1 protein-coding gene is annotated in these 589 nt (G+C 52.3%); it reads right to left on the bottom strand.

Going from position 1 to position 589, the window contains the following annotated elements:
* Positions 1-589 (bottom strand): DUF2130 domain-containing protein (locus AWU74_RS07495; protein ID WP_162505028.1); only part of this gene is annotated, 589 nt, incomplete at both ends.

Here is a 589-nt window from a genome sequence, read left to right as displayed (position 1 = left end):
AACTCAGGCGCACCGTTTGAATAATGTCTCCGCCTTTTTTCCCCTTTTTGACTTCTTCGACGGCGTCTTCAGGGAAAGCTTGCGCAAGCAGTGCCTCGGTGTCGAGTTCAAGGATTTCTCCCTGCAACTGCGTTGACCCTTGCTGCGCGCGTTTCTGCGCGTCCTGCATTCTTTGTTTTAAGTCTTCGATAGTTTTGTCTTGTTCTTTGAGCTTAAAATCGTTTTCTTGCAGTTTAAGCGCATACGCCGCTTCCGTTTGTTCCTGCGCCTTCGCGTATGCTTTTTTCACCTCGTCGTTGACGCGCTTTTCCGCTCCCAACTGCACCGCGTGTTTCTGCTCTTCAAGCTCGCGTTCTTTTTGCAGCAGCGCGCGTTCTTTTTCGCGGTAAGCGCTAACCTGCTGGCTCGCCCGCGCAAGTTCGTCGCTCTTATCCTGCAATTCAAGCGCAAACTGCGCTTTTACTTGCTCCTGCGCTTTCGCGTATGCTTTTTTCACCTCGTCGCTGACGCGTTTTTCCGCTCCCAACTGCACCGCGTGTTTCTGCTCTTCAAGCTCGCGTTCTTTTTGCAGCAGCGGCCGTTCGTTTTC

The organism is Treponema endosymbiont of Eucomonympha sp. (assembly GCF_001028545.1).
The sequence above is the reverse complement of the archived record's forward strand: the minus strand, read 5'-3'. Positions and strand labels throughout refer to the sequence as shown.